Origin of the sequence: Flavobacterium sp. FlaQc-47, assembly GCF_044006475.1 — a bacterium.
Lineage (GTDB): Bacteria > Bacteroidota > Bacteroidia > Flavobacteriales > Flavobacteriaceae > Flavobacterium.
The window spans coordinates 348,782-370,147 of record NZ_JBIPCQ010000003.1 but is presented as its reverse complement, the minus strand read 5'-3'; the positions used below and the strand labels follow the sequence as shown (position 1 = coordinate 370,147).

16 protein-coding genes are annotated in these 21,366 nt (G+C 34.6%); 1 reads left to right on the top strand and 15 read right to left on the bottom strand.

The features are described from left to right. Window positions 1-73 precede the first annotated feature (73 nt). The 11 genes from queG to ACHRVX_RS11125 form a co-directional block, all read right to left on the bottom strand. Window positions 74-1,000, bottom strand: a complete 927-nt coding sequence (gene queG / locus ACHRVX_RS11175; RefSeq protein WP_395332178.1) for a tRNA epoxyqueuosine(34) reductase QueG — start codon at window positions 998-1,000, stop codon at window positions 74-76. Further along, the gene (locus ACHRVX_RS11170; protein WP_395332176.1) at window positions 997-2,343 is read right to left on the bottom strand and encodes a cytochrome P450; all 1,347 of its coding nucleotides are present in this window, start codon (window positions 2,341-2,343) and stop codon (window positions 997-999) included. Before ACHRVX_RS11170 ends, queG begins: the two co-directional genes overlap by 4 nt. A 15-nt stretch (window positions 2,344-2,358) precedes the next feature. Then, window positions 2,359-3,381, bottom strand: coding sequence for a Holliday junction branch migration DNA helicase RuvB (gene ruvB, locus ACHRVX_RS11165; protein ID WP_395332174.1), 1,023 nt, complete (start codon window positions 3,379-3,381; stop codon window positions 2,359-2,361). Between the two features lie 197 nt (window positions 3,382-3,578). Further along, entirely contained in the window at window positions 3,579-5,381 is a 1,803-nt protein-coding gene (locus tag ACHRVX_RS11160; RefSeq protein ID WP_395332172.1) for a cbb3-type cytochrome c oxidase subunit I, read from the bottom strand. A gap of 32 nt (window positions 5,382-5,413) precedes the next feature. Continuing rightward, on the bottom strand, window positions 5,414-6,598 hold the full coding sequence (locus tag ACHRVX_RS11155; RefSeq protein WP_395332170.1) for a cytochrome c oxidase subunit II: 1,185 nt from the start codon (window positions 6,596-6,598) through the stop codon (window positions 5,414-5,416). A gap of 19 nt (window positions 6,599-6,617) precedes the next feature. Next, entirely contained in the window at window positions 6,618-8,012 is a 1,395-nt protein-coding gene (locus ACHRVX_RS11150) for a quinol:cytochrome C oxidoreductase (RefSeq protein ID WP_395332168.1), read from the bottom strand. Between the two features lie 27 nt (window positions 8,013-8,039). Continuing rightward, window positions 8,040-8,585: a c-type cytochrome gene (locus tag ACHRVX_RS11145; RefSeq protein WP_395332166.1), complete on the bottom strand. Its 546-nt coding sequence runs from the start codon at window positions 8,583-8,585 to the stop codon at window positions 8,040-8,042. An 8-nt stretch (window positions 8,586-8,593) separates the two neighbouring features. Next, window positions 8,594-9,118 carry a DUF3341 domain-containing protein gene (locus ACHRVX_RS11140; RefSeq protein ID WP_394776493.1) on the bottom strand — a complete coding sequence of 175 codons (525 nt, stop codon included), beginning with the start codon at window positions 9,116-9,118 and terminating at the stop codon, window positions 8,594-8,596. Continuing rightward, on the bottom strand, window positions 9,111-10,511 hold the full coding sequence (gene nrfD, locus ACHRVX_RS11135) for an NrfD/PsrC family molybdoenzyme membrane anchor subunit (protein ID WP_395332164.1): 1,401 nt from the start codon (window positions 10,509-10,511) through the stop codon (window positions 9,111-9,113). The genes ACHRVX_RS11140 and nrfD overlap by 8 nt, the downstream gene beginning before the upstream one ends. Before the next feature lie 34 nt (window positions 10,512-10,545). Further along, entirely contained in the window at window positions 10,546-13,611 is a 3,066-nt protein-coding gene (locus ACHRVX_RS11130) for a TAT-variant-translocated molybdopterin oxidoreductase (RefSeq protein ID WP_395332162.1), read from the bottom strand. A gap of 32 nt (window positions 13,612-13,643) precedes the next feature. Next, window positions 13,644-14,972, bottom strand: coding sequence for a cytochrome c3 family protein (locus ACHRVX_RS11125; RefSeq protein ID WP_395332160.1), 1,329 nt, complete (start codon window positions 14,970-14,972; stop codon window positions 13,644-13,646). 219 nt (window positions 14,973-15,191) lie between these two features. Here ACHRVX_RS11125 and ACHRVX_RS11120 point away from each other — a divergent pair, with 219 nt between their 5' ends. Continuing rightward, on the top strand, window positions 15,192-15,581 hold the full coding sequence (locus ACHRVX_RS11120; protein ID WP_395332158.1) for an SPOR domain-containing protein: 390 nt from the start codon (window positions 15,192-15,194) through the stop codon (window positions 15,579-15,581). Window positions 15,582-15,949: 368 nt separating this feature from the next. On the opposite strand, the gene ACHRVX_RS11115 is transcribed toward ACHRVX_RS11120, so the two are convergent. From ACHRVX_RS11115 to rimP, 4 genes are all read right to left on the bottom strand, one after another. After that, window positions 15,950-16,459 (bottom strand): DUF4920 domain-containing protein, encoded by a 510-nt coding sequence (locus ACHRVX_RS11115; RefSeq protein WP_395332156.1) that lies wholly within the window; start codon window positions 16,457-16,459, stop codon window positions 15,950-15,952. A gap of 156 nt (window positions 16,460-16,615) precedes the next feature. Continuing rightward, on the bottom strand, window positions 16,616-19,519 hold the full coding sequence (gene infB, locus ACHRVX_RS11110) for a translation initiation factor IF-2 (RefSeq protein ID WP_395332154.1): 2,904 nt from the start codon (window positions 19,517-19,519) through the stop codon (window positions 16,616-16,618). 48 nt (window positions 19,520-19,567) lie between these two features. Further along, window positions 19,568-20,815 (bottom strand): transcription termination factor NusA, encoded by a 1,248-nt coding sequence (gene nusA / locus ACHRVX_RS11105; protein ID WP_065448016.1) that lies wholly within the window; start codon window positions 20,813-20,815, stop codon window positions 19,568-19,570. Between the two features lie 13 nt (window positions 20,816-20,828). Next, entirely contained in the window at window positions 20,829-21,293 is a 465-nt protein-coding gene (gene rimP, locus ACHRVX_RS11100) for a ribosome assembly cofactor RimP (protein WP_395332152.1), read from the bottom strand. Between the last annotated feature and the right edge of the window lie 73 nt (window positions 21,294-21,366).

The window sequence follows — 21,366 nt, the reverse complement described above, 5'->3', positions numbered from 1 at the left end:
AAAATCCTACAAATCGAATAAAATCAAGAAAAAATAAGTATACTTCCTAAAGAATAAAAACAAGTGTAAGTTTTTATTCTAAGAATTTAACATTTCGTCTTAAACCATCAAATTTGGTTCTTTTAATTGGGGAGTTTTTAAAAACAGCACGAAAAGTTTCTTCTGTAATTTCAATCCAATCTTTTTTTGAAAAAGAAAGCAATTCGGGATTTGGATTAAATAAAGGTTCTGAATGAGGTTTCGAGAACCGATTCCATGGACAAACATCCTGGCAGGTATCACAACCAAACATCCATTCATCAAATTTTCCTTTCATTTCATAAGGAATATTTTCTTTGAGCTCAATGGTGTAATAAGAGATGCATTTGCTCCCGTCAACTACATGCGGAGCAACAATTGCTTGTGTAGGACAAGCATCAATACAGGCTGTGCAAGAACCGCAATGATCTGTAGTAGCGTGATCATATTCTAATTCTAAATCAAGGATAAGCTCAGCAATAAAATAAAACGAACCTACCTTTTGAGTCAGTAGATTACCACTTTTCCCAATCCATCCCAATCCACTTTTAGCAGCCCAGGCACGATCTAAAACAGGGGCAGAATCTACAAAAGCACGCCCTGAAACATCACCGATATTTTCTTGGATGGAATGTAAAAATTCTTTTAGTTTTTCTTTAATTACAAAATGATAATCCTGACCATAAGCATATTTCGAAATTTTAAAACTTTCCTGAGTTTGAGTTTCCTCCGGATAATAATTGAGTAATAAAGAAACAACACTCTTTGCATCATCAACTAATAAAGTAGGATTTAATCGTTTGTCAAAATGATTCTCCATATAGGTCATTTGACCATGATGATTATTATTCAGCCATTTTTCAAGTCGTGGCGCTTCTTCTTCCAGAAATCCCGCTTTAGAAATTCCACAAGAAAGAAAACCAAGTCGTTTTGCTTCTGATTTTATAAAATTCGAATATGTCTCTTTAGAATTAATTGTCATCTTTTAGAGAATAATACTTCTACTCCAACTGGTTTTAGTGTAATTAAAGGATTAAACTGCACAGTTTCATTAGTAGATTTAATCACATATTTTTTTACTATTTGAGAAATCGTCAGACACATTTCATAAATAGCAAATCCGGATCCAATGCACATTCTGGGGCCCGCACCAAACGGATAAAAATATTGCATCGATTGCTTTTTCTGCTCACCAAGAAAACGTTCCGGATTGAATTCCTCCGGGTTATCCCAATATTTAGGATTGCGATGCAGCTCATAAAAAGAAACACCAATTAAGGTTTCTTTTTTTATATAAAAACCAGCAAGGGTATCATCTGTCACGTTTTGCCTGTCAGTAATCCAGGCTGGAGGATACAAACGCATAGATTCGTTTAAGACTGCATTCGTATAAGTCATCTTCTGAAGTTGCTCTACTATATCATTTGTTTGAGATTGAATTTCTACAATCTCATCAAAAACTTTCTGCTGCACCTCAGGATTTCTTCCTAAAAGATGTAATGTAAAAGTTAAGGCATTCGCTGTAGTTTCATGTCCCGCAATAAAAAGCACTTTAATTTCATCAACTAATTGACGTACTGACATGCCTTCTCCAGTATCTTCATAACGAGTTTCCAAAAGCATATTCAGAAGATCATTAATTTCTTCATTCGAAGTCATTCTGTCTTCAATTATCTCCTGAATGATCTGATTATTCTCCTCAGCTAATTCAAGATGTTTTTTAACTTGCCCGCTTAAAGAAAACCACCAAGCCTTATGAGGAAGTCTGATTTCTTTAATTAAGAAATTCTGAACCTCTTCAATAATATATTTTATACGATTTAATTTTTCGTCCGAAATTGAAAGCTGAAATAATGATTTAGCCACAACATTAAATGCTAACTGACTCATTACAGGAAAAAGATCAATTGGTTTTTCTTCCACTAAACTGCCTAATTCAGAAGTAATAGTTCCATTCATGTTCTCAACCAATTGATTCATCTTTTGCTTATGAAAAGCAGGCTGAATAAGTCTTCTTTGTTTGAGCCAAAAATCGCCATCAACTGTTAAAAGACCTTTACCTAAATATTTTGAAAGATATACAGACTGAAATTTAGATTTATGATAATTCTTTTGATTCTTTTGCAAAATATATTGGGCAACTTCATTATCCCTTGATAGAATTATATGCTTCGAAGCACCAATTTTAAGAGAAAAAGAATCTCCAAATTGATCAAAATATCTTTTATGAAATGGAATCGGATTTCTACGCACTCCTTCAGCATCAAGAAGAAATCTTACTATTGAAAGCCTGTCTGGGTAATTATATTTTCTACTTTCGGACATTTACTTATAATAAAATTAAAATAATCCGCCTTGAATATTGGTATTTATTTTACCTAAATGTTTATACGCTTTATCTGTAACTTCTCTTCCACGTGGTGTGCGCATAATAAACCCTTCCTGAATTAAGAATGGTTCATAAACTTCCTCAATAGTTTCACTACTTTCAGAAACAGCGGTCGCTAAAGTTGAAAGTCCAACAGGTCCGCCTTTGAATTTATTGATTATGGTCAACAAGATTTTATTGTCCATTTCATCAAGTCCATGTGCATCAACATTAAGCGCTTTTAAAGCATAACGTGCAATTTCAAGATCAATAGTTCCATTACCTTTTATTTGTGCAAAATCACGTACTCTGCGTAATAATGCATTGGCAATACGAGGTGTCCCACGACTTCTACCGGCAATCTCGATAGCAGCATTTAATGAAATTGGCATTTTAAGAATAGAAGAACTTCTTTCCACAATACTGGTCAAAAGTTCAGTAGTATAATATTGTAATCGGGATGAAATTCCGAAACGCGCGCGCATTGGCGCAGTCAATAATCCTGAACGAGTTGTTGCCCCTATTAAAGTAAATGGATTTAAATTGATTTGGACTGTTCTGGCGTTTGGACCAGACTCAATCATAATATCAATTTTAAAATCTTCCATTGCCGAATATAAATACTCTTCAACAATTGGACTCAAACGATGAATTTCATCGATAAACAAAACATCTCTTTCGTCAAGATTCGTTAATAAACCAGCTAAATCTCCTGGTTTATCTAAAACCGGACCTGAAGTAATTTTAATTCCAACTTCAAGTTCATTCGCCAAAATATTAGCCAAAGTGGTTTTTCCTAATCCGGGAGGACCATGAAAAAGTGTATGATCAAGAGCTTCACCACGCTGATTGGCGGCAGCAACAAAAATTTTTAAATTTTCTAAAACTTGATCTTGTCCGGCGAAGTCATCAAATGACAGCGGACGTAATTTTTTTTCAAGATCAAATTCTTCAGGGTTGTACCCATTTGTAGTGGGATCTAGGTTCTCATTCATTTTACAAAGATAGACAAAGTAATCAGTTTGTAAAATAGATAAATTCCAAATAAAAAAAGGAAATTCCAATATTTTAAATTACAAAATTATAATTAAGTTTAACCTCGTATTGGAATTTGGAATTTAAAATATTGGAATTTATATTTAACTGAAACAAAAAAAAGACCATCTTCTCAGATGGTCTTTTTGATTTATTTTTAGTGGTGTAAAACTTCTTCACCCTCTTTCATTGGTACATTTTGCGGTACAAAATCTACATCGTGATTTGGGTTACTGTAGTCATATGGCCAACGGTATACATGAGGAATTTCACCTGGCCAGTTACCGTGAATATGTTCTACCGGAGTAGTCCATTCTAATGTTGTAGATTTCCATGGATTCTGAACTGCTTTCTTACCGTAGAAAATACTACTGAAGAAGTTGTATAAGAATACCAATTGGAACGCACCTCCTACAAGAGCAAATGTTGTAATTAAAACATTCACATTTTGTAAATCATCAAATAATGGGAAGTTTGTATTTGTGTAATAACGTCTTGGTAAACCAGCTAATCCGATAAAGTGCATTGGGAAGAAAACTCCATAAGCACAAACTGCTGTTACCCAAAAGTGAATATAACCTAAGTTTTTGTTTAACATTCTTCCGTACATTTTAGGGAACCAGTGGTAAATACCAGCAAACATTCCATAAAGTGCCGAGATACCCATTACTAAGTGAAAGTGAGCAATAACGAAGTAAGTATCGTGAACGTTAATATCTAAAGTACTATCTCCTAAAATAATTCCAGTTAAACCTCCAGTGATGAAAGTAGAAACCATTCCAATAGAGAATAACATTGCAGGGTTAAATTGCAAGTTACCTTTCCATAAAGTTGTAATCCAGTTAAATGCTTTTACAGCAGATGGAATTGCAATCAATAATGTTGTAAAGGTAAATACAGATCCTAAGAAAGGATTCATACCTGAAATAAACATATGGTGACCCCAAACAATTGTAGATAAAAATGCAATTGCAAGAACTGACATAATCATCGCTCTGTATCCGAAGATTGGTTTACGAGAGTTCGTAGCCATAATTTCAGAAACAAGTCCCATCGCTGGTAAAATTACGATATAAACCTCAGGGTGTCCTAAGAACCAGAATAAGTGTTCGAACAATACTGGGGATCCACCTTGGTAATGTAAAACTTCTCCCGCAATATAAATATCAGATAAGAAGAATGAAGTACCAAAACTTCTGTCAAATATCAATAATAATGCAGCAGATAACAATACAGGGAATGAAATAACACCAATAATAGCTGTTACGAAAAATGTCCATATTGTAAGTGGAAGTCTGGTCATAGACATTCCTTTAGTTCTTAAATTGATAACAGTAACGATGTAATTTAAAGATCCCATTAAAGAAGATGCAATAAAGATCGCCATTGAAACTAACCATAAAGTCATACCTGTTCCAGAACCTGGAATTGCTTGTGGTAAAGCACTTAATGGAGGATATATTGTCCAACCTGCAGAAGCCGGTCCAGCTTCAACAAATAAAGAAGATAACATTATTACAGCAGATAAAAAGAACAACCAGTATGAAATCATGTTCATAAATCCGGAAGCCATATCTCTTGCTCCAATTTGAAGCGGAATAAGTAAGTTACTAAAAGTACCACTTAAACCAGCTGTCAGTACAAAGAATACCATTATGGTACCGTGAATTGTTACTAAAGCTAAATAAATATCATTTGCCATTACACCATCAGGTGCAAATTTATCTCCTAATAAAACATTAAAGATTTTAAAAGACTCCTCTGGCCATGCTAATTGCATTCTAAAAAGCAAGGACATTGCAATACCAATAATACCCATTATAATACCGGTAATTAAGTATTGCTTAGCAATCATTTTGTGATCAATACTAAAGATATATTTAGTAATGAACGTGTCTTTATGATGATGTTCGTGCTCGTGATCGTGTGCGTGATCGTGATCGTGCGCTTCTGCTGACATATATGTGTACTTTAAATTTTCTTAAATAAATATTATTTCATAGCAACTTTAGCTATAGCTGCTTTAACAGTATCAATTACCGCTTTCACAGTATCTTTAGCTGTACTATCTGTAGTTGCTTTTGCTCCTTCAGCTGGTTCTTTAGCAGCAGCTGCCGCTTTAATATCCTGTGATAAAGTAGTTTTTTCGCTTAACCATTTTTTATAATCTTCAGGTGTATCAACCACTACTTTCATTTGCATGTTGTAGTGAGAAGCTCCACAAATTTTATTACATAATAATAAATAATCAAATGTATAAGGATCTAAAGCTGTACCACCTTTAGCAACTAAATCAACACTTTTTTCAGCTCTAAGCTTGTTGATGTTTGCAACTTTCTCTACCATAAAAGGTAACTCTCTGTATTCAGAAGTTGTGTAAGTTGGAATAAAAGCAAATTCAGTAACCATTCCGGGAACACAGTTCATTTGCGCTCTAAAGTGAGGCATGTAAGCTGAGTGCAATACGTCTTGAGAACGCATTTTGAAATGTATTTTTTTACCTTTTGGAATATGCAATTCAGAAACTACAATATCATCAGCTGAGTTTTTATCTGACATATCAACACCTAAAGTATTAATACCTTCGATTAAACGTACGTTAGCCTTTCCTAAAACATTATCTTGTCCGGCATATCTTGCAGTCCATTTGAACTGTTGTGCATACAATTCGATTTCAATTACATCTTCGTCTTTATCAACAAACATAATGTTGTTCCATGCATACAATCCATAAAGGATCAAACAAGCCAAAACTACAGATGGAATAATACTCCAAAGTGCTTCTAATTTATTACTATCAGCAAAGAATAAAGCTTTTTTATCTTTATGTCCTCTATTTTTAAAAGAAAACCAGTATAATAAACCTTGTGTAATAAACTGAACTACAAAAATTAAAACCCAAGTAATATTCATTAAGTTATCTACCAAAAGTCCGTGCTCTGAAGCAGGAGTATGAAGTGCTAAATTACCCCATTTTAGTAAACCGTAAATCGTAAATATGTAGATGAAAGCTAAAAAGCCAAACATAACATACCCTTGAACATTATTATCATTATCTGATGCAACCTGAGAATCGTCCGAAGAAGATCCCACTTGAGTAAGATCAAATATCTTGGTCAATTGCCATAATGCAACTGCTAATAAAACTAAAACTATAATTACCAACAAACTTGTCATCTGTTTACTTCTTTAAATATTAATAATGAAAATGTTTACTTTCTTCAATGAAAGGATTTCTTTTTGCTAACAAAGGAGCTTTAGTCAATGCAGTAAACACTACAAAAATAAATAAACCTAAGAAGAAAAGTATAGATGCAATTTCAGAAACTCCAATAAACCATTTATCTCCAACTGTACCCGGCATAATCATATTAAAGAAATCAACATAGTGACCTAATAAAATAACTGTACCAGCCATAACAATAACCCAGCTAAGACGTTTAAAATCAGTATTAACCAATATTAATAATGGGAATACAAAGTTCATAACAACAGCACCAAAGAATGGTAAATTATATAATTGTATTCTTGTTATAAAATAAGTAACCTCTTCAGGAATGTTAGCATACCAGATCAACATAAATTGAGAGAACCATAAGTATGTCCAGAAAATACTGATACCGAACATAAATTTAGCTAAATCATGAATATGACTTGTATTTACATACTCTAAATATCCTTTAGATTTTAAATATATAGTAACTAATGCGATTGAAGTGATTCCGCTTACAAAGAAAGAAGCAAAAACATACCAACCAAATAAAGTACTAAACCAGTGTGGATCAAAAGACATAATCCAATCCCAAGACATGATAGACTCAGAAACGATAAAGAATACTAAGAATCCGGCAGATAACTTAAAGTTCTTTTTGTAGTAAAGATCATCATTAGCGTCATCTTGAGCTAAACAGTTTTTTCTTGAATAGTGACGGTATAAATTCCATCCTATTAAAAAGATAGCTGCTCTGATAATCCAGAAAGGAAAGTTTAAGTATCCCGCTTTTCCAGCAATAATTTTATCATAGTTTGCACTATTAGGATCTGTAACTCCTTCACCTAACCATACAAATATGTGATTAAAGTGTAATCCGCACAGAATTAAAATGATAAAGAAAATAACAGAACCCACTGGCAAATAAGACGTGATTCCCTGCATAACTCTAAACAAAACTGGAGACCAACCTGCCTGAGCAACTTGTTGAATAGCATAAAATGCTAAAACCCCCATAGAAAGCAGTAAAAAGAAAATACAAGCAACATATAAAGCTGACCAAGGCTTATTTTGCAATTGGTGCAATACATGTTTTAAATGTTCTTTATGCTCATCAGCAGCACTAACTTTTTCATGCTCGCCACCTTTGTGCGATTCATGTGAAGCTTCAGCAGCTTCGTGATGTCCGGCTTCCTGATGTGAAGTCTCCGTTGTTGCTTCATGTGCAGCACCATGAGAACCATGTTCATCTGCAGCAAGAATTTTTTCAACTTCTTGAATATCTTTAGGAGCAGTTAAAAAACCATATCCAATTCCTAATACACCAAGGGCCATTAGGATGATAGAAAAAGTTTTTAATTTACTTGAAAATGTATACATATCTATTACGATCAGTTTGTTCAACAATTATAATTGGCTTTTTAGTTTTAGAACATAGTCAGCAACTAACCAACGTTCGTGGGCACTTAATTGATTTGCATGCGAACCCATTGCATTTAAACCATAAGTTTCAACATGAAAGATACTTCCCTCAGTGATTTCTCTGTCTTTATAGCTAGGTACCCCAAGAAATTTTTCTCTTTCAACTAATTTTCCTTTACCGTTTCCTGATGCACCATGACAACTGATACAGTAAATTTCGAAAAGTTCTTTTCCTTTTCCGGAATTTCTTTCGATAGAATCCAAAGGCGATTTTAAATTAGCTTTAGCCAATTCATAACCAGCAGTTGAATTTTCATATTCATAAGGTTCAAAACCTCTGTTAATACTTCCTTCTGCAGGAAGTTGTCCTTCTTTTCCACCTTTAAATATTTTTGCTTCTGAATAGGTTTCATAACCTACAGACTCATACATATTAGGGAAATACTGATAGTTTGGTGCCGAATTATTGTGGCAAGATGAAACTAAAATAGTTATACCAACTAAAAGTGTTATTTTATATATCCTTTTCATAGCTACAATTAATTCTTTTCAATTACTTTAACTTCAACAGCTCCTGTACCTTCAAAGAAAGAAACTAGTTCTGCTTCATTATCATTTACAGCAATTTCCATCAAGAAATGGTCATCTGTTGTTCTTACATCAGGATTCTCAGCTTGTTTGAATGGCCATAATCTACTTCTCATATAAAAAGTAATAACCATTAAGTGGGCAGCAAAAAATACTGTCATCTCAAACATAATTGGTACAAATGACGGCATATTTTGAATGAAGCTAAAACTTGGCTTACCTCCAATATCTTGTGGCCAATCGTGAATCATTATATAACTCATCATGAATGTAGCAAAAGAGATACCAACACATCCATATAAAAATGCACAAATTGCTAATCTTGTTGGTGCTAAACCCATAGCTTTATCCAACCCGTGAACTGGGAATGGAGTAAAAACTTCTTCAATATGATGATGAGCAGCTCTGGTTTTCTTTACTGCATCCATCAAAATATCATCGTCATTATAAATGGCGTATATTACTTTATTACTCATGATGTGAATCTTTATTTGCTCTTTGTCTAATGTAATTATCTCCTGTTCCTTTCAAAATTGTTTTTACCTCTGCCTGAGCAATTACAGGGAATGTTCTTGAGTATAATAAAAACAATACGAAGAAGAAACCAATAGTTCCGATGAAAATTCCAATATCAACAAATGTTGGTGAAAACATTGTCCAAGAAGATGGAAGGTAATCTCTATGTAAAGAAGTAACAATAATTACAAATCTTTCAAACCACATTCCTATGTTTACTACAATCGAAATGATAAATGAAAACATGATACTTGTTCTTAATTTCTTGAACCACATAAATTGTGGAGAGAAAACGTTACAAGTCATCATTGACCAATATGCCCACCAGTAAGGCCCGGTAGCTCTGTTCAAGAACGCATACTGCTCATACTCTACTCCTGAATACCAAGCTACGAATAACTCAGTGATATATGCTACCCCTACGATAGAACCTGTAATCATGATTACAATATTCATTAACTCGATATGCTGTAGTGTAATATATGCTTCAAGGTTAGAAACTTTTCTCATAACGATCAACAAAGTGTTTACCATTGCGAATCCTGAGAATACCGCTCCAGCAACGAAGTACGGAGGGAAAATTGTTGTATGCCATCCAGGAATTACAGAAGTAGCAAAGTCCATCGATACAATCGTGTGTACAGAAAGTACAAGAGGTGTAGCCAAACCAGCTAATACTAATGATACTTCTTCAAAACGCTGCCAGTCTTTAGCTCTACCACTCCATCCAAAACTCAGGATAGAATATACTCGTTTATTAAAAGGTGTTATTGCTCTGTCACGTAGCATTGCAAAATCAGGTAACAAACCAGTCCACCAGAAAACTAATGATACTGAAAGATACGTAGAAATTGCGAATACATCCCAAAGTAACGGTGAGTTAAAGTTTACCCATAGTGATCCAAATTGATTTGGAATAGGTAAAACCCAGTACGCTAACCATGGACGACCCATGTGAATAATTGGGAATAAACCTGCCTGAACTACCGAGAAGATAGTCATTGCTTCTGCAGAACGGTTAATAGCCATTCTCCAACGTTGACGGAAAAGTAATAATACCGCAGAAATTAATGTTCCGGCGTGACCAATACCAACCCACCAAACGAAGTTCGTGATATCCCAGGCCCAACCAACTGTTTTATTTAATCCCCATGTTCCAATACCGGTAGATACGGTGTAAATTATACAACCTAACCCCCAAAGGAAGGCTATTAATGCGATTGAAAATACAATCCACCAATGTTTGTTTGCCGGACCTTCAACAGGTGCAGCTACATCTACAGTTACATCGTGATAAGATTTATCACCTATAACTAAAGGTTTTCTAATGGGTGCTTCGTAGTGAGACGACATAATCCTTTATATGTTTCTTAATTAATAATTTATTCTAAGTATTTCTAACTTTAACATGGTAAACCACATTAGGTTTTGTTCCAACATGCTCCAATAAGTGGTATGATCTATCATCAGCAGCTAATTTAGCAACTTTGCTTTCAGCATCATTAACATCACCAAATATCATTGCTCCGGAAGAACAAGCATTTGAACATGCTGTCTGGAATTCACCATCAGCAACCGGACGACCTTCATTTTTAGCTTTTAGCTTAGTCGCCTGTGTCATTTGAATACACATAGAACATTTTTCCATAACTCCACGAGAACGAACGTTTACGTCTGGATTTAATACCATACGTCCTAAATCATCATTCATGTGGTAATCGAATTCACTGTTTTTGTTATACAAGAACCAGTTGAAACGACGTACTTTATAAGGACAGTTGTTTGCACAGTAACGAGTACCAACACATCTGTTGTATGCCATATGATTTTGACCTTCACGACCGTGAGAAGTTGCAGCAACAGGACAAACTGTTTCACATGGTGCGTGATTACAGTGTTGACACATTACCGGCTGGAAAGAAACTTGTGGATTATCCCCTGGTTTTTCCATTTCATTAAATGTAGATAATGAACTTGACAAACCAGCGATATTCTCTTTTCTTTCGTTATCACCTTCAAAAGTGCTTTCAGATGAATAGTATCTGTCAATACGCAACCAGTGCATATCACGACTTCTTCTTACTTCTGCTTTACCCACAACAGGTACGTTGTTTTCAGCGTGACAAGCAATAACACATGCTCCACAACCTGTACAAGCGTTCAAGTCAATTGAAAGGTTAAAGTGATGTCCTGTAGAACGATCAAATGATTCCCATAAATCAACTGTTGTAGCTGCTACTTCCTGGTGATCTAAAGATACCATTGGTTGTTCGTTCCAATGTTCTGCATCTTTAGTGTTGAAAATTTCAAGAGAAGTTTCTTTAATAATATCTCCTCTTCCCATTAATGTTTTCTGTCCCTGAACACAAGCGAACTCATGAACTCCATTTGCTTTCGCAATAGAAACAGATTGAACACTATTGAAATTTTTATATAGAGAGTAAGCATTTAAACCTACCATCATTTCTTCTTTCAAAGCAGCCTTACGACCATAACCTAATGCTAAACCAACTGTACCAACAGCTTGTCCTGGCTGAACAATTACCGGAACGTTTTCTAATTTTAACCCATCAGCAGTAGTAATTGTAGCGTAACTTCCGTTTAAACCTCCGTTTGCAACAATTTCATTTGATAAGTTTAATTTCTTAGCATCAGCGTTCGAAACAGTTACATAGTTATCCCAAGAAACTCTTGTGATTGGATCCGGGAACTCTTGCAACCAAGGATTGTTTGCTTGTTGTCCGTCACCCATACCTGTTTTAGTATATAATACTAATTCGAAGTCTCCTGCAGATCTTGATTTTGCAACAGCACTTGCAGCGGCACTATAATCAACAGATCCTGCAGCTAACGCAGATGAACCAATAACAAAAACACCATCATGTAAAACTTTGTTCCAAGAAGAACCAACTATTACTGAAGCTGAATTAGCTTTGATATAATCGTAGAAATTTCCAGGAGTTCCATTCAACGACAATAAAACGTCTTGAAATTGTTTTGTGTTAAATATAGGACGAATAGTTGGCTGAGTTAAACTATAAGTTCCTTTTGTAATTACAACATCTCCCCAAGCCTCTAAGTAATGAGGAACCGGAGCAGCAATTGTAGTTATAGATGCAGTCTCATCTTCTTTTAAAGAAAATGCTACCGAAGTTTTTACTTTTTTCAATCCAGATACAAAAGAAGATGAATCAGCTAATGTATAAACCGGATTAATTCCACTCATGATTAAAGTATGAACACTTCCGGCGTTCATGTCTTTTATCAATTGAGATACAACTGCATTAGATCCTTTTCTAATTTGTCTTGTACCTACAGTATTAAAAGCTTCACTAGCCAACAACTGGTTGATTGCTAAAACTAATAATTGAGCATTTTTATCTTCAATTCCTGAAACTAGAACACCTTTAGAACCCGCTAATTTCAATTGCTGAGCAGCTTTAACCACTTCAGCCTTAAATTTAGCATCTAAAGAAACAGCAACAGAAGATCCTGTAATTATATTATAAATTTGAACTAAAGCTTGCTTTTGATCCGCAACACTCATTGGGATACGTTTATCAGCAGCAGCTCCGGACAATGTCATATTTGATTCGAACTGAAAATGGCGAGACATTTTTTTAGCTCCGGTAGATCCTGATGGAATTCTACCTTGTGCATATCCTGCATCATATCCACCACCTTGCCAGTCACCTAACAAATCAGCACCAACAGAAACAATTAGAGAAGCTTTTGAAAAATCATAATCAGCAAGAGCTCTTTCACCATAAACTGTTTCAAATGCATCTAATGCGTCAGATGAAGAAACTGCATCATAAACAACATGTTTTGCATTAGGGTTTTTAGCAATAAATTCCCCTATTAATTTTTCAGTAGATGGACTTGCTAAAGTATTAGTCAGCAATACTACTTGGCCACCTTTTGCTTTTGCTTCAGCAAGACTTGATTTAATTCTCAAATCAACAGCAGACCAGCTACCATTTTTTCCGTCCAATTTAGGCTCTTTCAAACGCATACTATCATATAATGATAATATAGACGCATGAATTCTCGCATTGGCTGAAAACTTAGCTCCAGAAATAGTATTGTTATCAATTTTAATTGGACGACCCTCACGAGTTTTTACTAATAGGTTAGCAAAATCAAAACCATCAAAAACAGTAGTTGCATAATAATCCGCAACACCAGGAATGATTTGTTCCGGTTGTAACACATAAGGTATAGACTTGTGAACAGGACCTTCGCAGGCAGCAAGTGTAACCGCTGCAGTACTAAATCCTACGTACTTTAAAAAGTCACGACGTGAAGTTCCAGATGAAGCTAAAGCATCCGCATTTCCTAAGAATTCTTCAGTAGGAATTTCTTCAACAAATTCGTTATTTCTAAGCGCCTCAACAATAGAACTATTCTCTAGTTCTTCAACACTTTTCCAGTATTTTTTGTTTGATGACATTGTATATAAATATTAAAATCTTAATAATTCGATTAATAGTGGCATTTACCGCATTCTAAACCTCCCATTTGCGCTGCAGTCAATTTTTCTACACCGTATTTTTTAGAAAGTTCAGCATGAATTTTATCATAGTAAGCATTACCTTCCATCTTAACATCAGTTTTTCTATGGCAATCAATACACCATCCCATTGTTAATTTAGAATATTGCTTCATGATCTCAAATTCCTGCACTGGACCGTGACATGTTTGACATTCAACTCCTGCAACATTAACGTGTTGAGAGTGGTTGAAGTAAACAAAATCAGGAAGATTATGAATACGAACCCATTTTACAGGCTGCGTTTTTCCAGTATAAGCCTGCTTAGCCTTATCCCAACCAACAGCATCATACAATTTTTGGATTTGAGCATCGTAAAATGCTTTGCTGTACTCAGGAGTAGCAGTAGTTTCAGCAACTTCAGAAATGTTTTTATGACAGTTCATACAAACATTCAAAGATGGAATACCAGCATTTTTACTCACACGAGCAGCAGAGTGACAATATTTACAATTGATTTCGTTATCTCCAGCGTGGATTTTATGAGAATAGTGAATTGGCTGAATTGGTTCGTAATTTTGATCAACACCCACCTGCATTAAGTAAGCATAAACAAAATAACCACTTGCCAAAAGCAAAAATATAGAAGTAACTAATACCAAAAATTGATTTTTAGCAAAAGCTTTCCAAATTGGCGTTCTTGCTTCTCTCGGAGCAACTACAATACCGTTATTACCTGCTACTTTAGTCAACACTTTGTTCACCATGAACAACATCACAACTAAAATTGCCATTACAAGAGCAAGAGCCCCTAAAATAATATTGTTGGAAATTCCACTTCCTTCTGCTTGAGGTCCTGTTGGCAAAGCAGCAGTATTTCCCGCAGGAGGGTCAGCTTTAGGCTGAGAAGTATAAGCGATAATATTATCAATATCACCTGTCGATAATTGAGGAAAAGCAGTCATTACAGACTTATTGTTTTCTTCAAAAAGTTTAACTGCAGCAGCATCTCCTGATTTAATCATTTCAGAGCTGTTATGCACCCACTTGTAAATCCAAGCCATCTCATGTTTACCAGCAACACCTCTTAAGGCAGGGCCAGTTGATTTAGCATCTAATTTGTGACATGCAGCGCAATTTGCATTAAAAAGTTCCTTCCCTTTTACTGGATCACCACCCGCAGCAGCAGCCGGAGCAGCAGCTTCAGGCGCCGCCGTAGCAGCAGCATCTTGAGCAAATGAAGTTAGGGAGAAAATTAACGTTAGCGATAAGCTAAGTAGTAATTTTCTTGAGATCGAATTATGGTTACCCACCTTTTTCATATAGTATAATAATTATCTACTAATTTTTGGTATGATTTTTTCTGTATCAAATCAACGAAAAACTAATACCTTCTTTTAAAACTTGCACAAAAATACGACTTATGAACTATTCTCAAAACCTTAAAATACTCTTAAATATCAATTTATATCAATTCTAAATAATATCAAAATTTTCCATACAATTTTTAAATACTATTTTTGCATAAAAACCATCACATTATGAGAATTTTAACCCCTTCAAAAAGAGTTTTCTTAACATTAACAATGTTCACTTTAGCATATAATATTCATGCTCAAGACCAAAATTTAACAGTAAACCAAGATCCCAAATTTGATCAATTACTGAATGATAAACGAAAAATTAACACGTCAATAAACACAAATGACACTTATAAAATTCAAATTTTCAGTGGTAAAAGCGAGGAAGCTAAAAAAACATTATCTGATTTTAAAAGAGAATACAATAATATCGACGGAACAATAATTTTCAATACTCCAAACTATAAAGTAATGGTTGGAAATTTTAAAACAAGAATTGAAGCCGAACGAAATCTGGCTGACATAAAAAAGAAATACAAAAGCGTTTTCTTAATTAAACCAAGCAAATAAAAACAACTATTTGACATAAAAAAAAGCGAGATTAAATCTCGCTTTTTTTTATTAACCTATAGGCTTACTTAACTCAGGGAATTTAGCCCCTAAATAACAGGTAAAAATACTGCTTGGATACAATAACACCGAAACATTAAAGAAAATCTCTAATAAAAAGATTTCAACTTGGTAATGAATTCCTATTTCAATTATCTGAAGTATTGAAAGTTAAAAAAAGCATTTGATTAAAACAAATCCTCACTCATTTTCAACCAAAATCAGCATAAAAATAAAGGTGAAAAATCTACATAAACTCTATTAACTTTCAAACATAAACTGATTCAATTCGCGATTTACCCAATCACTAAACGAGCCGAAAACCTAAACTATTTCAAGACTTTAATCCCACTCGCTAAAAATTTTATTTCTTCTTTTGAGGAAGTAATAGCATCAATCTCTGATTGCTGCTTTTTAGCATCTTTAGCGTAATGTTTCAGATCATCAATAGATGTAACTTCTTTCTCTGCATTGCCTTCTAAAACAACATTCTTTCCTTTTAAAGCAGTAGGAACAAAAAAAGCATAATCTTTCATTCTAACAAAAAAAGAAGCCCCATCATCTGTCTTAAGAGTCAACCAGCATCCTCTTTTTTCACAAACATCTGTCACCAGTCCTTTTACAACAATATTATCTGCCTTTTTATCTTTCATCAGCATACCTTCCAACTCTTTAACCGAAATTGCTTTATCCTGAGAAACTACAGAAACATCTTTCCCATAATAATCCCCAATAACAGCATTACCGGCTGGCGGTGATTTCTTTTCAACAGCTTCCTGAGAAAAAGCCTGAAGAGAAAAACTTAAACAAAAAACAACTGAATATATTAATAGTCTCATAATTAAATAATTTTATCAAAAATAATATTAAAATCTGATATATATAAAGTCTGCTTTTTTTTAATTACAGAACAATTAACAAGACTTGTAAAAAACACAACACAAAAAAAGTCCCAATTTTCATTGGGACTTTTAAAATATGTTTATTGAATATTATTACTTCAATTTCTTTTTAATTGCAACTTCATGGTATGATTCAATAACATCTCTTTCTTCAATGTCATTATAACCTTTAATTTGAATACCACAATCGTAACCTTTAGCAACTTCTCTTACATCATCTTTGAAACGTTTTAATGCAACAAGTTCTCCTGTATGCACTACTACACCTTCTCTGATAACTCTAATTTTCGAAGTTCTCATAATTTTACCATCCATCACCATACAACCAGCGATTGAACCAACTTTAGAAATTTTGAAAATTTCACGAATTTCAGCTGTTCCTAAAATCTCTTCTTTCATCTCCGGAGCTAACATTCCTTCCATTGCATCTTTCAAGTCATCGATAGCAGCGTAGATAATAGAGTAATAACGGATATCGATTTCTTCTTTATCAGCAAGTTGTCTCGCATTTCCAGCAGGACGAACGTTAAATCCAATAATGATCGCATCAGATGCAGAAGCCAACATAACGTCAGTTTCAGTAATTGCACCAACCCCTTTATGTATAATATTAATTTGCACCTCTTCAGTAGAAAGTTTAGAGAACGAATCTGATAATGCTTCAACAGATCCATCAACGTCTCCTTTAAGGATCACGTTCAATTCTTTAAACTGACCAAGAGCAATACGACGACCAATTTCATCAAGTGTAATATGTCGTTGTGTACGTACAGATTGTTCACGCATTAATTGAGAACGTTTAGATGCAATTTGTTTTGCTTCTTTTTCATCTTCAAATACATTGAACTTATCACCTGCAGTTGCAGCACCATCAAGACCTAAAACAGATACCGGAGTTGACGGCCCAGCCTCTTTAACTATATGTCCACGTTCGTCATGCATAGCTTTAATTTTACCATGATGTTTACCTGCCAACATATAATCTCCAACTTTTAAAGTTCCGTGTTGAACTAAAATTGTAGAAACATAACCTTTTCCTTTATCTAAGAAAGCCTCAACTACAGTTCCCTGAGCCGCTTTATTTGGGTTTGATTTTAAATCTAAAATCTCAGCCTCTAATAATACTTTTTCTAATAACTCTTTTACTCCTGTTCCTACTTTTGCAGAAATATCATGTGACTGAATTTTTCCACCCCAGTCTTCAACAAGTAAATTCATACCAGCCAGACGCTCTTTGATTTTCTCAACATTAGCATTTGGTTTATCAATTTTATTGATTGCAAATATAATTGGTACTCCTGCAGCTTGTGCGTGAGAAATTGCCTCTTTTGTTTGTGGCATGATATCATCATCCGCAGCCACTACAATAATAGCAATATCGGTAACTTGAGCTCCACGTGCACGCATCGCGGTAAACGCCTCGTGACCCGGTGTATCTAAGAATGCAATTTTTTGACCATTATCTAAAGTTACTCCGTATGCTCCAATGTGTTGTGTAATACCTCCGGACTCACCAGCGATAACATTTTCTTTACGGATATAATCCAGTAAAGATGTTTTACCGTGATCGACGTGACCCATTACAGTAACGATTGGCGCTCTAACAACTAAATCTTCTTCTTTATCTTCAATTACTTCAATAGCATCTTCGATATCAACTGTAATAAACTCAACTTCGTAACCAAATTCATCAGCTACAATAGTTAATGTTTCAGCATCTAAACGCTGGTTCATGGTTACCATGATACCAAGTGACATACAAGTTCCAATTACTTTGGTAATCGGCACATCCATCATGATTGCAATTTCACCAACTGTAACGAATTCCGTAACTTTAATTGTTTTACTTCCTTCATCAATTGCTCTTTGCTCCTCATCAGATTTCTGACGGTGCGTATCTCTTTTATCTCTTCTGTATTTAGCAGCCTTTGATTTTCCACCTTTACCCTGAAGTTTTTCAAGAGTTTCTCTAATTTGGTTTTTTACTTCCTCTTCAGTAGGCTCAACTTTAGCTACAATTGCAGGACGGTTTCCTTTTACGAATCCAGGTCTTGCACTTCTGTTAGCATTAAAACCTCCACCACCAGTATTTGGTGTAATTTTATTAGGGTTTGGAGTTCCCGGTGGATGAATTGTAGCAGGTTTTTGCGCACCCGGAGTTCCCGGTTTAGGCGCAATTCTTTTACGCTTATTTTTATTAGCGTTATTTCCAGCTCCCGGAGCTCCTGGCTTATTAGGAGTTATCTTTGGATCTTCTTTCTTTTTCTTAGGTTTGTTAAATTGAGATAAATCAATTGTTTGACCTGTAAGAGTAGTTCCTGATAATTTTTGATATTGAGTAGTAATTGTCTCTTCTGCAGTTGCAGGATCAGTTGAAACAACTGGCTCTTGTGCAGCTTTAGGTGCGTTTTCTACTTTTACTTCTTTTTTCTCTACTTTCTCTACTTTTTCTGTAATAATAGGTTTTTCTACCTTTTTCTCTTCAGAAACTACAGCAGGAACCACAGGCTCAGACTGTACAACTTCTTTTTGAGCAGGTTTTTCTGGTTGAGTTGGAGCAACAACTGCTTTAGGCTCTTCAGTTTTAACTGGTTCCTCAGCAGGAGTAGAAACAACTGCAGGCTTTTTTGTTGGATTCAAATCAATTTTACCTACTTGAACTGGTCCTGTTACAACTGCTTTTGCTTTTATAACTTCCTGTTGTTTTTGGCGTTCCTCGTCTTGTCTGCGTTTGTCTTCAATTTCTTTTTCACGTTCTACACGCAAAGCTTCTTTCTCTTTTCTTTTCTCCTCACCCACTTCTTTAGAAGCTTCTTTATTCCCCTTATCGCCCGCAAATTGGCTTTGTAGGATATTAAATTCGCTATCAGAAATTTTCGCATTTGGATTTGCATCAATAGCAATTCCCTTATCTTTTAGATAATCAACAGCTCTTTCTAACGAAATATTTAATTCCCTTAAAACCTTGTTTATTCTTATTACTCTCTCTTCAGACATATAACCTTTTTATTATTACCTTTTTCGTTGTGTTGTTGGAGCAGATAACTAGCTATCAAACTCCTCTTTTAGTATTTTCATAACATCAAGAATAGTTTCCTCTTCTAAATCTGTTCTTCTAACTAAATCTTCTACCTCTTGTTTTAAGATACTTCTAGCTGTATCTAAACCAATTTTTGCAAATTCTTCGATAACCCAGCCTTCAATTTCATCTGAAAACTCAGTTAATTCAACGTCATCATCTTCGCCACTGGCAACATCACCTTCTCTGATAACATCAAGCTCGTAACCTGTTAGCTGACCCGCTAATTTTATATTATGACCTCCTCTACCAATTGCTTTAGAAACTTCTTCTAATTTCAAAAACACTTCAGCTCTTTTGTTTTCTTCATCAATTTTGATTGAAGAAACTTTTGCAGGGCTTAATGCTCTCGTAATAAACAATTGAATATTACTTGTATAGTTGATTACGTCGATATTTTCGTTTCCTAACTCACGAACAATTCCGTGAATACGAGAACCTTTCATACCAACACAAGCTCCAACCGGATCAATTCTATCATCATAAGAATCCACAGCTACTTTTGCTTTTTCACCTGGAATACGCACTACATTTTTAACTGTAATTAAACCGTCAAATACTTCCGGAATTTCTTGTTCAAACAATTTCTCTAAAAACTTCTCAGAAGTTCTAGACATAATAATTTGAGGTTTATTTCCTTTTAATTCAACGCTTTCAATGATTCCACGAACATTATCTCCTTTACGGAAAAAGTCAGATGGAATTTGTTTTTCTTTTGGAAGCACAATTTCGTTCCCTTCATCATCTACTAAAATAACAACTCTTGGGCGAACGTGATGCACTTCGGCAGTATAAATATCACCAATAATATCTTTAAATTGCTTGTAAAGATTGGTATTATCGTGTTCGTGAATTTTAGATATTAAGTTTTGACGCAAAGCCAAAATAGCTCTTCTTCCTAAGTCAATCAATTTAACCTCTTCAGAAACTTCTTCACCAATTTCAAAATCCGCTTCGATTAATCTTGCTTCAGTCAGGGTAATTTCTTCGTTCTCAAAATCAAGATCCTCATCAGCAACGATTACACGTCTTCTCCAAATCTCCATATCTCCTTTATCAGGATTTATAATGATGTCAAAGTTATCATCAGAACCGTATTTTTTCTTCAATGCATTTCTAAACACATCCTCTAAAATTGCCATAAGCGTTACACGATCAATAAGTTTATTATCTTTAAACTCTGAGAATGAATCGATTAATGCTAAATTTTCCATGCGAATTCTTTAATTAAAATGTTACTGTAACAATTGCCTCTTTAATTTCTGTATAAGGTATTTGTTGCTCTTTTTGAACTGTTTCTTTTCCTTTTCCTACTTTTTTCGGTTCTCTTGCTTTCCAAGACAAAATTATAAAAACATCGTTAGCTTCCACTAATTCTGCTTCAATTTTTTCAGTATTTGTAGTAACAATCAATGATCTACCAATATTTTTTATGTATTGTCTTGTAAATTTCAAGGGTGATCCTACTCCTACCGATGCTACTTCAAGCGAAAAATCCTGCTCTTCACGATCCAGATTATTCTCGACTGCACGACTCACATCAATACAATCCTGCAACGCCACTCCATTATCCCCGTCTAAACCAACACTAATCTTGAAAGAGTCTGAAATACTCAGATCAATCAAAAAGATAGATGGCTTTTCTAAAAGAGCCTCTGCAATTAATCCGTTTACTTTTTCTTTAAATGTCATAATTTTATAAAAAGAGGGGACACTTAGTCCCCTCATTATTTAGATTTTAATAAATAACGGTGCAAATATAGTG